Genomic DNA, 13,770 nt, shown 5'->3' with positions numbered 1-13,770 from the left:
GGTGAACAACAGCGCACCGCCCTCACCGGAAAGTGCGTAGCACGAATCACCAAAGTAGTTACCAATGATTATCATCACCGGCGCCACCGGCCAACTTGGACACCAGGTAATCGCCGCCCTCCGCCAACACCTACCCGCAAACCAACTCGTGGCTTCCGTCCGGGACACCCATAAAGCCGCCGCGCAATTAAATGACGGCATTGAGGTGCGGGCGGGAGACTTTACCCGCCCCCGTGACCTGGAAACGGCATTTGCCGGAGCCTCCCAGGTACTGATCGTATCGGTAGACAAGGTCGGCAACACCGCCACGGAAATGCACCACGCAGCCATCCGGGCGGCCCGGGCGGCCGGTGCCGAGCGTATTCTGTACACCAGTCACCAGGGTGCCCGCCTGGATTCTCCGTTCGCCGCCGCCCACGACCACGCGGTGACCGAGCAATTCCTCGCCGCCGGGCCTGCCGCTTACACGGCGTTGCGGCACGGATTCTACGCCGAGAGTGCGCTGCACATGGTAGGTTCCGGGCTACGGAACGGCGAGCTGCGGGTACCGGAAGACGGACCGATCAGCTGGACGGCCCGCGCCGATCTGGCCGCTGCCGATGCCGCTATCCTCGCTACGCCGGGCCGGATCGACGGCATCAGTCCTCCGCTCACTGGCCGGGAGATGTACACCATGTCCGACCTGGTCCGCCTCGCCTCCGAGGAGAGCGGTCGGGATATCAGGCACGTCACGGTGACCGACGCCGAGTGGCTCGCAGCCACGGAGGCCAGCGGGGTACCCAAAGTTTACGCGGAGATGCTGCTGGGGACCTTTCTGGCCGCCCGGCGCGGCGATTTTGCCGTCGTCGATCCGACCCTGGAAAACCTGATCGGTCGGCCGCCACGGGGCATGCGTGACATCCTGGGTGAGTTTTTGCGCACCGCTAAAGCGACCGACATAGCGGAATGAGCATCCGGCCCTTCCACGGTTCTCCGCCGGGTTTGCCGTTCCGGTGTCCGCGGACCTGCAGGCTCCCCAACCCCACCGCCCCACCCCTACCCGACCGCCCGGCACCCGCGGCCGCGCCAAACGGCATAGCTGGTTTACGGAGACAGCAAGCGGGACCGGATCGGAGGACGGGACCGCAGGTGCGGGGAAGGTACGCGGGGTCGCTCGGCGCTGGCTTAGAGGAGAAAGCCCGTAAAGAAAGGGGTTTCATCGTTCCCCCGATCGCGCGCTTTTCCGGTGACGGAAGGCCCTAACACCGGTTACCTTTCCGTTAGGTTTCCCTGCACCATCTTACCAGAATGCGCCAGACGTACCCGCTCTTTCCTCTCCTCCTGTTTCGTCAGTTGGCCTCGGTTGCGGCGGCGAAGTAACGAATCCTTTCCTCGGGAATACGTACCGGATGAGCTTTATTAGGGAAAAATCGGCTGTGCGGGGGGCTATCAACGACGGAGGGACCGTGCGGCCGCTGACCGCGGCGGAGGTGGATACCTACGACGGTGATGTTGCCTGCAACGACCTCATCGCTATGGCTACTGCCGGTGCTACCGCGCACCGTCCAGCCAGGCTTTTGCCGCCGTCAGCGCATCGTCGGTCACGACGTCGGGGACGATCTTATCGCCGTAGGCCCGTTTGTTCCGGTCGCCGTACACGGATACGGTCAGGTTCAGCAGCGCGCCGTCGGACAGAAAGATGGTAGTGTTCGTGGTGGAAAAGCCTGCCGTCGCCGCGCCGAAACTCCGGGTGTCGGGGCGTCCGCGGAAGGCCACGGTGACTACTTCCCCCGAACTGCCGGTGCGCCCGTCGGTCAGCACGGCCACGCGGGGTGACGGGTGCCGCAGCTTGTAGGGCCGACCGCTTACCCTGACCATCCTGCGGCGCCCCATGAATGAGCCATCCTTTCGGTAGCCCCAGGCCGTAGCGTGGCTGCCGTCGCGATCCATGAAGTAGCCGGCGGTACCCCGCCCCAGGATTGGCCCCAGTCCGGCGAGCATTGGCCAGCAGTTGCCACCGCTATTGCCGCGTAGGTCGACTATCCAGTCGGTGGTCCGGGGACCGTCCAGGCTGGCGATGAGCGACTGCAGCGAATCGGCGAAGTGCTGCAGCGTCGCGGGATGACCGGAACTCACCATGGGTACGATTACATAGCTCACCTCCGGACTGATGACCCGGCCGGTCGCCTGGGGGATATCCTGTATGCCCCCATCGTCCTGCGCTCCCCCGCTCCCGGACCGCCACGCGGCCGTTTGGGTAGAATCCATGAGGAAGGAGTGGCGGTTTACTCGCCTGAGCATATCCTGCAGGGCCGGATACGTTTCCGCCGGCCTGGTCGCGCCCCGCGCGAGGCTGTCGGCGCGCCGGCGCAGGGCTGCCCAGTCAAAGGTTTCACGGTCCAGTACCCGGGTACGTACGGTGGTGAAAAACGCATCGATGTACGCCACGGCCGGGGTGGTATCGGACGGAGGGACAGGCTGGGCGGCGCAGGCCGTAATTGCCGTGTACAGCAACCACAGCGTAAGGAGAGATCTCATGGTCCCAATATGCGGGGTCCTGCCCTTTTTTCCGCACGCACCAGCGTTAACGCAGACTTAAGGTGGCGCGGACGCGGGTGCGGGGCCTTCTGGAACGGAGGTTGAAATACGGAATAATGTTATGCCTGACCATCCTGCGAATGGTCGTCGGCTTCCGGAAGGGATTCCCAGCCGGAAGCCAAGCCCTCCTTTTCCCCGTTTCTCCAGTAAAACACCGGTGTATCGTTGCGCAGTAGGTCCACCCACACCACCAACTTGCCCGGATGGTCCGCTTCCACGGTAACTACCGAATCGTCTGCCAGGCGGAGGTGAATGTTTCCGGCATTCTGTGTCATATCCCAGTGCAGTTGGTAGCTCACGATCTTTACAAAGTGTGGTTGGGGTACGTCCACCGCTGACCTTTGGTGAAGGAGCAATTCCCTCGCGGGTGGGCTCTCCATTTTTCTCCTAAACCCTTAATGTACACTTTTAGCTCAGTTTGGCGCCTCGGATCACGGGCCGCCCGCCGGCTCACCGCCGGATGCCCAATTTGCGGAGTTTGCTGAACAGCGTCTGGGGGTGCATCTGCAGGATGTCGGCCGCCCCGCCCGGGCCGCTGACCTTGCCTCCCGTGCTGTCGAGCACGAGCTGAATGTACCTGCGCTGGTACTCCTCGAAGGACACAAACGCGGTCAGCGTGCCATCGAACAGGTCCAGCACCGGAGGCGCCTGTGACGCGCTTCCGCCGGGCGCCGGCATGTCCGGAGGCACGATCACCGGCAGCACCCCTTCCGTGGCGGTAATGAAGGCACGCTCGATCAGGCGTTTCAACTCACCCACATTTCCCGGAAAGTCGTACGCTTCGAGCCGGTTTACCGTAGTAGCCGCGACACCGGAAATTTCCTTACCGAAACGCTGGTTACACTGCTGTATGAAGTGCACGATGAGGGGAGGAATGTCGTCGCGTCGCTTCCGCAGCGGGATACTCGCCACTCGGGAAACGTTGAGCCGGTAGAACAGTTCCGCGAGAAATGCCCCTTCGTCTACCAACGATTGTAGGTCCTGCGTGGTGGTACAGAGTATCCGGACATCAACGGTAGCGGCTTGATCGCCGTATCGAGAAGTGAATTCTCCGTCCTGCAAAAACCTGGCCAGTTTCGCTTGGACCGGCGGCGGAAGCGCTTCGACCGCATGGAGCAAGAGGGTGCCGCCGGCAGCCGCCCGGAGGCCCCCCGGGGCGGTGGCCCCCCCGAAGAGCTCGCGCCCGACCAGGGCGGGCGGCAAGGCGGCACAGTCTACCGTCACCAGGGACCGGTCGGCCCGCCGGCTCAGTTCGTGAAGGTGGCGGGCGAGGAGCCGCTTGCCGGTTCCCGGTTCGCCGGTGATGAGGACGGGAACGTTCAGCTCCGCCAGGTGGTGGACCCGCCGCACGACCGAGCCGAATGCCTCACTCCGGTAAACCGGGCGGGTTTCGCCGGCCTGCCGGCCCAGCCGCGCCCGCAGATCGCGAATTTCGCCTTTGCTTGCCTCTGCCTGGCGTTCGGCCGCAGCCAGTGCCGTGTTGAGTGTCGCCTCGTGCGCGAGCTGCGCACCGATGTCGCGCGCGGAGAGCAGGTATAGGCTTTCGCCGCCGGACTGGCTGCCGACGATACTCATTTCCATAGGGATGGCGGTGCCGTCCTGGCGGATCAGCTTGCCCCGAAAGTGTACCCGGCCCCGCTCGCCCACCTCGGCCAGGCGGCGTCGGAGCTCGTCTTCACTAAAGCCGTCCAACAGTTGGCGCAAGTGGGTCAGCCGCCGCAGTTCCCGCAGCGCGTACCCCAGGTGTGCACGCAGCGGATCGTTGAGGTAGGATACCTTCCCCCGGGCGTCAAACTCCAGGACGAAACAGGTCATTGCGTTTAGGATGCCGGTAAAGCGGGTTTCGGAGTGGTCCTCAGTGGGCATTAGCATGCAGCAGATGCAGCTCCCTTCTGAGAGTACAAGCTTGACGAGGTGAAACGTGTAGGGCTCGTCGCGCTCGGGCCACAGCTTCCGGACCAGGCACTCCCCGGGCCGGAGGTTGGCCAGCCACTCCCGGGGCGCCGGCGAATCTTCTCCCTGGGTGAGTAGTAGCTCTGACAGCAGGTCACCACTACCCCACCCCAGCTGGCTCAGCAAGTCCGTAAATGCCCCATTGGTAAGGAGGGGTTCCCCGTCCTCGTCCAGCAGCTGAGTCGGCAGGGGATTAACCTGTACCCACTCCGCGATGGCGGGCGGCAGGGTGGAAGAATCAGGTGCAAAATCGGTCATTAAAGAGTTGTGTTGGGGTATAAGAAGCGCTGCCGCGCGCTAAAGGCGGGATATTACCAACAATCGCCGGATGAATACGGGGAGGGAAAACTCTTACGCCATTACATAACAGGTAAAAACCGTCGGAGCGGTGCAGCGTCGAGGTATAGCGGGAATACGCGGGACTTGTTAAGGTTATTTACGCTTATCGATGAACAGCGTAGATAATGTTTACGCCATTTGATAAATGGCTTTCGCGGTCACCAAAAGCCCACGACGCCTCCCTAACTTAGGAGTACGAAGTGCCGGGGCGCGGGGGTACATCCCCCGAAGCCAGGGGCTAAAGGACCTGCCCTATGCGATCACTCCTTTGATTTGTATCCCTTACTTACCGAAGCCCGGAGCTTGACCAATAGGTTGCTCCGGGCTTCCCTTGGCCCACCATCACCCAACAGATTCCCGATGACGTTCTCCATCCTTTCCTACGAAGTATTCTGGGACACCGATAACAACCGCGGTGGTGTCGACCTGGCCCTTACCGGGGGCCAACTGATCCGACTCACCACCGACCGGCCGGAGGTGCTCACCTGCTGGAACGGGCTGCTGAAGGGCCCGTGCCCTCACTATTTCTCCGAGTTGGGCACGGCCGGCATCTGCACCATTGCCCATCCAGCGCTGCGACCCATTGGACCCCCGCTGCGTGTGCCGGGTGGCTCCGGGAGGCGGGCTTGATTCTGAATTCCCTCTCCTATGTTCGCCGCTCCCCTTGCCATCGTCAGCTACGCCTTGATCCACGATCGCTGGCAACTCGTGACGGTTATAGTCGAATATGACCCCCACCAACACAGCCGTACGTCATTCATCGAGTTCTTTTCCGGAAACTACGCCGCGGCCGGGGACGAGAGCTTCCGTTACCGGCTGGCGGAATCCGGGCACGGGGGGACATTGCGGGACTTTTACACCAAGGAGACCTTAGGCTGCGATGAAACCAGCTGCAGCTGTCCGGAAGGGGACGCACGAAAGTAAGGCGGTGGCCTTATCTCCGGATTCCCAGTTTGCGAAGCTTACTGAATAGCGTCTGCGGATGCATCCCTAGGATCTCGGCTGCGCCACCCTCCCCACTTACCTTGCCCGCTGCACTATCCAGAACGCGTTGGAGGTATTTGCGCTGGTACTCCTCAAAGGCTACGAACTCGGTCAGCATACCGTCGAAGAGGTTGAGCTCCGGCGGCTTTCCCGGGTGCCTGCTCGCCTTGGTTGGTTGTGGCTGCGGGGGCAGCCCGCCCGCCGCCAGGATATAGGCGCGTTCGACTATCTGTTCCAGCTCCCGGATATTGCCCGGAAAGTGGTACGCTTGCAGGTGCCGCAGGGAGGTGGCGTCGATGCCGGATATTCCGTTGCCATACTGCTGGTTGAAGGTATCGATGAAGTGCCGTACCAGGGGGTAAATGTCTGCGCGGCGCTCCCGTAGCGGAATGCACGCCACCGGGTATACGTTCAGCCGGTCCAGCAACTCCGCCCGGAAGCTTCCCCGCTCCGCCAGGCGCTGGAGGTCCAGGTTCGTGGTGGCGAGTAACCGTACCGGCGGGGTGGTTTCTCCCTCCATCATCTCCAGCAAGCGCGCCTGCATCGGCAGGGGAAGTGCCCCGATCTCGCGCAGCAGGAGCGTCCCCCCGGCGGCCGCCTGGTAATATGCCGGCCGGAGGTTTGCGGCCTTAGCAAAGGTGTCCGGTTGGTAGGTGAAGAGTTCGCGCTCGAGCAGGGCCGGCGGCAGGGCCGCACAGTCTACCGTGATCAGTGGCTGGTCCGCCCGCCGGCTCAGTTCGTGGATGGCGCGGCCGATCAGTTGCTTGCCGGTGCCGGGTTCGCCCGTGATGAGTACGCAATCGTCCCCGGGCGCAACGTGCTGAATGCGGCGCACTACCGCCCCAAAGGCGGCACTCCGGTACACCAGGTGGGTTTCCTCCACGCGGTAATTGAGCTTGGCGCGGAGGTCGTGATTCTCGTTTTCGACCGTCCTGGCGTACTCCCCGACCTCCACCAGGGCAGTGTTGAGTGAGACCTCGTGGCTGAATTTAGCCGCAACGTCCCTTGCCGTAACTAGGTACAGACTTTCGTTGGGCAGCTGACTGGCGACGATACTGATTTCCATCGGCATCACTTTGCCATCCTTGCGGGTGAGCCCCCCGCGGAACTGTACCTGACCGTGGTTGTCCACCTCCGCAAGTAGCCGGAGTAGCTCGTCGGTCCGAAAGCGATCCCACAGCTGGCGGACGTGCCCCAGGCGCTTCAGGTCACCCAGCGCGTAACCCAGCCGCTCCCGCAGCGGGTCGTTGAGGTAGGAAAGGTTGCCCCGGGTGTCGATCTCCATCACGTAACAGGCGATCGAATTGAGGATGCCGACGAGGCGGGCTTCCGAGAGGTCATCGCCGGGCATTAACATGCAGCAAAGACACACCCCGCCGGGCAGGGTAAGCTTCACCAGGTGAAAGGTGTACCGCTGGTCGCCCCGCAGGCGCAGCTTCTTTACCAGGCATTCCCCGGAACGCAGGGTAGCGAACCACCCCTTCTGCGACACGGGTAGTTCCCATCCGGTTGGGAGCAGGTCGGTGAGGAGATCGTCCGGGCCCCGTCCCAGCTGGTTCAGCAGGGTAGAAAAGGCGGCGTTGGTGATCAAAACGCCGCCGTCCCCCGTGAGCAGTTGGGTCGGTAACGGATTTGCCCGTACCCATTCCGCGATCGAGGGCGGCAGGGTCAGGGGGGGCGGTTCGGAATCGGTCACGGAATTCGGGTTAGGGTGGAAGTACATCGGGCCGTGCCTTTCGGAAAAAGCCGTTCTGTGGAATATACTGCGCCGCCGCCGCGCTGGACGAATTTTATTCGTCGTTTATCCCGCGCGCGGAGCAGCGCCGGCTTGCTGCGTACCTGAATCAGTTGCCGTCCGGCTTCCGGGCGTTGGCATTCAGGCTTGCGGGCCAGTGCCATGCGTCCGCCGGATCGGGCCGTGCCGGATCGAAGGGCTCCACGTCGTCACGGAAATACTTCACCAGGTCCAGGTCATTCGCCCGGATGCCCAGGAGTACACAACGGGCCAAGGTATAGGCGCCGTAGGGGTTGAAGTGGGTATTGTCGGCCAGCGCCTCCCGCTGCCCGGGAAAGGCGCCCGCCGGGTAGTGCACGAAGGCCTGCTTGGACGCCTCCGGCCCCAGGGCCTCGTAGAATTGTTTACTCATGGCGTTGAGGTCGATGAGGGCCACGCCCTCCGCGCGGGCCAGTTGCCGCATGGCCTCCGGGTAGTCGCCGAGCGTATTGACGATCTTTCCGTCCGCGTCAAAGTTGCGGCGGTGCATGGAGGTGACCAGCACCGGCGTGGCGCCCCGCTCGCGGGCCACGCCGATGAAGCGCCGGAGCTCCTCCTGATAGGTAGTGAACGGCTCCACGTGGGCACTGCCGGATTTCTGGTCGTTGTGGGCAAACTCTACGAAGAGGTAGTCGCCCGCCTTGATCAGGCTGGCGATCTTGTCCAGCCGTTTTTCGGCCACGAAACTCCGCAGGGCCTCGCCCGACTCCGCGTAGTTGGCGACCGACACCCCCCGCTGCAGGAAGCGCGGCAGCATCTGCCCCCACGACGCCCACGGTTCGTTCTCCTGGTCGGTTACCGTCGAATTACCCGCCAGATACACCACCACCGGGTCGACGGCGCGCCGGATCTCTATGGCGCTGACGCAGGTGCGGGGGCCGTTGAATTCCAGCGTGAGCTGCTGGTCCCAGTTGAGGTAGCCGAGTTCGCGTGATTTCAGGCGAATGGTTTCCGTAGTGTCGATCCGGGGGGTGCGGACGTTGACGGTAAAGGTGACCGAGGTGGGGCGGCCGGGCTCGGTACGCAGCCCCTCCAGCATCAGTCGGCGGGATTCCGCCTTTACGGTGGTTTGGCTTTCCCCTTCCGGGTCGCCGAGCGTAAGCGTAACGTCGTAGTGCCCCTCGGGCAGATCGACCACAAAGTAGAATGGCACGTCGGAAGTGAGAAAGTCGCCGGTCAGCGCGTCCTTCCCCGATCTCCGTACGCTACGCACGGGCGCTTCGCTGATCAGTCCGAAGCCCCGCTCCGGGGTATACAGCGTGGTATCCGCAACGGCAAGGAAGCCCTTCGCCAGCGGGCCCACTCCGACGTCAAACTTCAGGGGCAGGGCGGTCTGGGCTCCCAGCCCTGCGCCGGCCAGCAAGACGAGCAGGAGCACACCGCTGTAATTTCCGGCTGAGGGTTGGCAACGGTTGCGGTAATGTTGCATAGTAGTTTTGTTTGGATACCGAAAACTGGCTAGGGCCCGGCTTGCGCAAGACCACCGTCCCCAAGGTAGCCCAGGCCCGGAAATACCCAACCGACGGGGCGTTAGCGCACCGTTGCTCAAGGTGTCACCATGCCGTTGGGCAAAAAAATAATTCGCTTATGCTTTCGGCGAAGTAGCCGGCGCCCACTAGTGGACGCGCTCGAACCGCTCCCGCGTAACCCGGATCACGTCCAGCTCGCCCGCGGCAAAGCGGAGGCTGACGTTGTGCCGCTCCGTCACCCCCGCGTCGCGGTCCTCGGAGAAGGTAAAGTTCCATACGTTGTAGGATCCCATGGCCGGGTCGTAGGGGCGATCCAGCGGCTTATCGGGGAGAATGAGCGCGTAGCTGGCGTAGGGCTCCTCCCGGTAGAGTTCGGTCAGTTTTGGGACTAAGGTAGTCAGGGAGTCCCCGAGCACCACGGCCTGGGACGCCGGCAGCGCGGCCGGCCACTGGGGGATGGAATCGAGTCGCCCCCCACCCCGCTCAATCACGTCGACGATTTGGTCGGTGAACTGCAGGACGACCCGGTCCGTCCGCCCGGTGGTCGTCTCCAGGGTGAGGACATCGTAATTGCCCAGGGGAACGGGCAGATCCGTCGGGTGCCCGTAGGGTGTACGCGCCGCCACGTTGATCCGGTCGAACGTCTTCTCCAGCCCGAGGGCCTGTAAGCGGGCGTACACCGTTGCGGGCGGGCTGCCGATGCGGAGGTTGTAGCGGCCGCCCCGGGTAATCTCGTCGGTGACCGGTCCGCCCCCCACCGTCGGGTCCTTCGGTGTGCAGGCAGCCAGGGTGAGGAGAACCAAGGGGAAGACGAATTTCATGGCGCGTAGGATTTACTCGTGTGGACGCAGGCGGACGCACGTTCGTTGGCGGGCCGGGCGGAATTCAAGGTAAGGCCGTCCGTGACCCCACCGAAGAACGCTACGCCCCCGATGACCACCTGCGAAATCCGGTTGATCTCATAAATGTCCATCGCTCGAATTTGGTGTTGGCCAGTGGCCGGGCAGACCCGGGCGCGTCGTAGGTGATAGCCCGTCCGTAGTTTAGTATAGCTTCCAGCAGCGAAAGCGGCGGTCAGACGAACGGGTTTCCTTTCGGCCGTGCGGTTGGTAGCTCAGGCACCTTAGCTTAGCGTCGGTGCCGCCTGCATCACTTTCCGTTCGTGGTTTTTAAGCAAAGTGCTTCGTGCAATTGTAGCGCTCACAATCCCAGCCGGTCTCGGTGGATACGACGGTTGTGATCGAGGTGTTACGCGCTCCGCCGCAGTCGTCCCTTCGACCGCTCCGCAGTCCATCTCCCTTAGTCGATGATCGAGTTTGACGGGTACGCCCTTCGCTTCCGCGATGGTCCCGGCGGTTTCTTTGGCCCGGGATAAGTCACTGGAGTAAATCAGGTCCCAATCCTCATTTGTCAGGCGTCCGGCGAGGGCCTTCGCCTGGAGTTTGCCCTTCTCGTTCAGGGGAATGTCGGTGTGGCCCTGTACCCTCTTGTCGAGGTTCCAATCCGTAATCCCGTGTCTTACGAATCCAATGCGGGTCATGCTACGTGCCTTGTGTATACGGCCGGTAAGCTAAGCATTGGGCGGTACCAGTTTCCATTCCTTTTGAGCGTACGCCCGCGTCACCTTGCCGCTGCCGGGCGCGGCGGGGTGATTGGCGAAGATCAGGCCGCCCCGTACGGTAACCCGACTCCCCGCGCGGCCACCAACAGCAGTACGATGGGGGAGGAAAAGGGGCAGTACGGTCGCCGGCCAGTTGACCGGTCTGCTATCCCGGAAGACTTCCGGGGCATACCGGGACCAGCCCTGAGTAGAGACTGCCGCCTCACGGAAGATGCCCGGGTACAGTTCCAGCCGCATCCGTTCGTGGAATTCGGCCAGGCGGTCCTGGTAGGCCAGGTAGTTGGCTAGGTCGGAGTGGGTAAGGGCATTCAGCGAAAGCAGCGCATGCACGCTCGGAAACAGGTAACCGGCAACGATCGAGCTGACCCGCAACCGGTACTCCCGGTCGTCGAGGGCGGAAAACAGGAAGCGTCCGTCGGCGTCGGTGAGGGTATTCAATTCTCCGTCGGGACTACTAAGGTTGACCACCGCCCCGATCACCGGGTCGCCGCCGGTTTCCCGTACGGTGCCGGAGAGGGACAACTGACACAGGCCCAGCGCGGACTTTGCCAGGAGTATTTAGATAAGTAGAACTTTAATATTAGATTTACGAATAAAGAAAATTCCGGATGAGTAATTGATGTAGATAGTACCAGAATCACCGCGAGGGCGTAGCCTCGGTGCGGACGGTCTCCAGGTAGAGCTGCTCCAGCTCGTCGAGCTTGATGCTGTCGGCGGCCAGGGTATGGTGCAGGATACCCCCGCGAATGATGCCGATGTGGGTACCCGTTTCCTTGGCGCGGAACAGGTCGTGGGTGGCCATGAGGACGGCGACCTTATTGTCGCGCATTTCGCCAATGAGCCGCGCGAAATCGTTGCTGGCCTGCGGGTCCAGTCCGGAGGTAGGTTCGTCGAGCAGCAGGTTGTCCGTCCGCTTGGCCATGGCGATGGCGATACCGACCTTTTGCCGCATTCCTTTGGAGTAGGTGGCGATGCGGCGGGGGATGGCGTCCGCCAGCAAACCGACGGATAGCAACAGCTCGGCGGCGGCGCGCGGGTGCAGGGAAACATCCGCTAAGCCGGCGAAAAAGCGCAGGTTTTCCAGCCCCGTCAGGTTGGGGTACAGGTTGAGGTTTTAGGGAATGTAGGCAAGGTGCCGCTTCGATGCCGCGGCGTTAGTGGTCACGTCGATGCCGTTCACCGCTACCCTGCCGGCCGTCGGCTGGATAAAGCCCATGAACAGGTTAATCGTGGTGGTCTTCCCGGCCCCATTGGCTCCGAGCAGGCAGAACACCTCGCCCGGACGAACGTGCAGGTTAAGCGGATAGAGCGCCGTATGGTTTCCGTATTGTTTGGTCAGGTTCTGGGCGAGCAGCATGGGGCAGGTCTTATAAATGCAACTGAGTTGCAAATAAACCTGCTTTCCAACGCTCCATCAAGGATGGAGCGATTATTTATCCATTCTTGCTGCACGCCTGGCAGCTTCCGGAGAGCGTGATGTTGCTATTGTCGACCTGGTAGCCGTTGGGTAGGTGGTAATTGACATCGCCGGGAACACACTCCACCTGGTCGCAAACGACGCAACGGAAGTGCAGGTGGCCGTGGGCTTCGTGATCGTGTTCACAGTTCTGCTTGCAGCTTGCGAAGTACTGCCGCCCGTCATCGGCGACAATGCGGTGGGCCAGCCCGTCTTCGACCAGGCGGTTGAGGATACGGTAGATCGTGACCCGGTCCATCTCCTCCTCCAGCTTTGCGGTGATGCCGTCGTGACTCAGGGCGTTGGGTTCGCGCTGCAGCAATTCGATAACGGCAGTCTGGGACTTTGTCTTCCGGCGTGGCATACGGTGAGCAATTTGGCTAGTAAGAAAAGGTGTCTACCCCACCCTTGGTTTAGGGAGCCGCTGCCTATCCGACGGGAACCGGTCCGCCACCGGTGCCGGACCGGTTCCTTAGCCCCGAAGTTCGGTCTTCCCCGGTTTCCTCCTCGTGGGTCAGTGAAGGGGCATGACCACGCTAAGCTGTCGGTAGTTGCTGTTCACTGCACCTGCGCTTTGCCGCGCGCGTTCAGCCGAGCGCTGCGACTATTCCGTAAACAATTCGGAAAGTCAACGCATTATTGCAACATCGTTGCGTTTAATTCCTCCCTATGTCCAATCGATCCACGATAGCCCGGTCCCCCCATTACGACTGGGTAGGAGTGACGGCGGGCGTGCTGTGCGCGATTCACTGCGTGCTGACGCCCTTCGTAGCCGCCCTAGTCCCCGTGCTCGCCGATGCAGGGGGTTGGTGGGGCATGCTGGACATCGCCTTCCTGCTCATCAGCTTATTTGCGGTAGTGGGCCTTGTCCGCTCCACTTCCCTGCGCTGGCTACGCCGGTTCGCACCGCTCAGCTGGATCACGCTGGCGCTGGGCCTGGCGGGCGAACGCTACGGCCTGGCCGGCGGCGATTACATCATGTACCTAGGGGCCGCGGGGCTGCTGGTGGCACACGTTGTCAACCTCCGTAACTGCCGCCGGTGCCACTACCGTGCCGCGGACGCGTAAGATCGGCGTTCACCCCATTACTACCGATGGGCGACACGGAGCGGGGAAGCTTCAAGTCCGCCGAGCAGGACCGGCCCCACCTACTAGTTGCGCCAGCTAGACGGTTGTGTACGGCTGTGGTCCCCAAAGCGTACTTACGAGCCCGGGCTCCGACAGCATGCAAGCTGATATACTGACCGCCGTTCGTTGCTGCAGGTCAGGGTACGGGCCTCTGATTTAACCTGACGATTGTTTTACTTCAAGCTCCCCCCAGTTCGCGTAAATTCAGCTACGGGTCCCAGTTCGCCCTGGTTCATATTCGTAGTTACACCGGTGCTGAACTTGACCATAGTATATCATTACTAATTCCATTACTAAACGGACAGAATAACGGTAGCCAGCATTAACTTTCAACGGCTGACGACCTTGGGGTTCTCCTATAGATACCTTAGCAGGGCGCCTTTTAGGCAAGCTGAATGTTTGGTATATTGGACCGGGGGGATGGTCAAGTCACACCGCTAAGTTAGTAGCGCTAACTGCCTCGACCTAC

Annotated in this window: 14 protein-coding genes and 1 pseudogene; 4 read left to right on the top strand and 11 right to left on the bottom strand. The window is 62.1% G+C overall.

What is annotated here, in order from left to right; genetic code table 11:
* Positions 1-64: 64 nt before the first annotated feature.
* A complete protein-coding gene (locus tag DQG19_RS00915) occupies positions 65-949 on the top strand; it encodes an NAD(P)H-binding protein (RefSeq protein ID WP_116124355.1) in 885 nt (294 codons plus the stop codon).
* Positions 950-1,530: 581 nt separating this feature from the next.
* On the opposite strand, the gene DQG19_RS00910 is transcribed toward DQG19_RS00915, so the two are convergent.
* From DQG19_RS00910 to DQG19_RS00900, 3 genes are all read right to left on the bottom strand, one after another.
* Entirely contained in the window at positions 1,531-2,517 is a 987-nt protein-coding gene (locus DQG19_RS00910) for a S41 family peptidase (RefSeq protein ID WP_116124354.1), read from the bottom strand.
* 119 nt (positions 2,518-2,636) lie between these two features.
* Complete coding sequence (locus DQG19_RS00905) at positions 2,637-2,876, bottom strand: hypothetical protein (RefSeq protein WP_157974252.1); 240 nt, start codon at positions 2,874-2,876, stop codon at positions 2,637-2,639.
* A 151-nt stretch (positions 2,877-3,027) separates the two neighbouring features.
* Positions 3,028-4,788, bottom strand: a complete 1,761-nt coding sequence (locus tag DQG19_RS00900) for a sigma 54-interacting transcriptional regulator (protein ID WP_116124352.1) — start codon at positions 4,786-4,788, stop codon at positions 3,028-3,030.
* A 441-nt stretch (positions 4,789-5,229) separates the two neighbouring features.
* On the opposite strand from DQG19_RS00900, the gene DQG19_RS00895 reads away from it, so the two are divergent.
* Together DQG19_RS00895 and DQG19_RS00890 are read left to right on the top strand one after the other, a co-directional pair.
* Positions 5,230-5,499 (top strand): hypothetical protein, encoded by a 270-nt coding sequence (locus DQG19_RS00895; RefSeq protein WP_116124351.1) that lies wholly within the window; start codon positions 5,230-5,232, stop codon positions 5,497-5,499.
* A gap of 18 nt (positions 5,500-5,517) precedes the next feature.
* On the top strand, positions 5,518-5,793 hold the full coding sequence (locus DQG19_RS00890; protein WP_116124350.1) for a hypothetical protein: 276 nt from the start codon (positions 5,518-5,520) through the stop codon (positions 5,791-5,793).
* A 10-nt stretch (positions 5,794-5,803) separates the two neighbouring features.
* Here DQG19_RS00890 and DQG19_RS00885 read toward each other — a convergent pair whose 3' ends face one another.
* The 8 genes and pseudogenes from DQG19_RS00885 to DQG19_RS00855 form a co-directional block, all read right to left on the bottom strand.
* A complete protein-coding gene (locus DQG19_RS00885) occupies positions 5,804-7,549 on the bottom strand; it encodes a sigma 54-interacting transcriptional regulator (protein WP_198661614.1) in 1,746 nt (581 codons plus the stop codon).
* Positions 7,550-7,697: 148 nt separating this feature from the next.
* Positions 7,698-9,005: a rhamnogalacturonan acetylesterase gene (locus DQG19_RS00880; protein ID WP_198661613.1), complete on the bottom strand. Its 1,308-nt coding sequence runs from the start codon at positions 9,003-9,005 to the stop codon at positions 7,698-7,700.
* A gap of 237 nt (positions 9,006-9,242) precedes the next feature.
* Complete coding sequence (locus DQG19_RS00875) at positions 9,243-9,917, bottom strand: hypothetical protein (protein WP_116124347.1); 675 nt, start codon at positions 9,915-9,917, stop codon at positions 9,243-9,245.
* Positions 9,914-10,069 carry a hypothetical protein gene (locus DQG19_RS20710; RefSeq protein WP_157974251.1) on the bottom strand — a complete coding sequence of 52 codons (156 nt, stop codon included), beginning with the start codon at positions 10,067-10,069 and terminating at the stop codon, positions 9,914-9,916. Before DQG19_RS20710 ends, DQG19_RS00875 begins: the two co-directional genes overlap by 4 nt.
* Positions 10,070-10,219: 150 nt before the next feature.
* A complete protein-coding gene (locus DQG19_RS21590; protein ID WP_198661612.1) occupies positions 10,220-10,636 on the bottom strand; it encodes a histidine phosphatase family protein in 417 nt (138 codons plus the stop codon).
* Between the two features lie 30 nt (positions 10,637-10,666).
* Positions 10,667-11,239 (bottom strand): carboxypeptidase regulatory-like domain-containing protein, encoded by a 573-nt coding sequence (locus DQG19_RS00865; protein ID WP_116124346.1) that lies wholly within the window; start codon positions 11,237-11,239, stop codon positions 10,667-10,669.
* Positions 11,240-11,354: 115 nt separating this feature from the next.
* Positions 11,355-12,074 (bottom strand): annotated as a pseudogene (locus DQG19_RS21430) (ABC transporter ATP-binding protein).
* 76 nt (positions 12,075-12,150) lie between these two features.
* Positions 12,151-12,537 carry a Fur family transcriptional regulator gene (locus DQG19_RS00855; RefSeq protein WP_116124345.1) on the bottom strand — a complete coding sequence of 129 codons (387 nt, stop codon included), beginning with the start codon at positions 12,535-12,537 and terminating at the stop codon, positions 12,151-12,153.
* Between the two features lie 305 nt (positions 12,538-12,842).
* On the opposite strand from DQG19_RS00855, the gene DQG19_RS00850 reads away from it, so the two are divergent.
* Positions 12,843-13,241, top strand: coding sequence for a MerC domain-containing protein (locus tag DQG19_RS00850; RefSeq protein ID WP_116124344.1), 399 nt, complete (start codon positions 12,843-12,845; stop codon positions 13,239-13,241).
* Positions 13,242-13,770: the final 529 nt, after the last annotated feature.

This window comes from Lewinella sp. IMCC34183 (assembly GCF_003390915.1).
GTDB lineage: Bacteria > Bacteroidota > Bacteroidia > Chitinophagales > Saprospiraceae > Neolewinella.
This window is presented reverse-complemented; position numbering and strand designations above follow the sequence as displayed.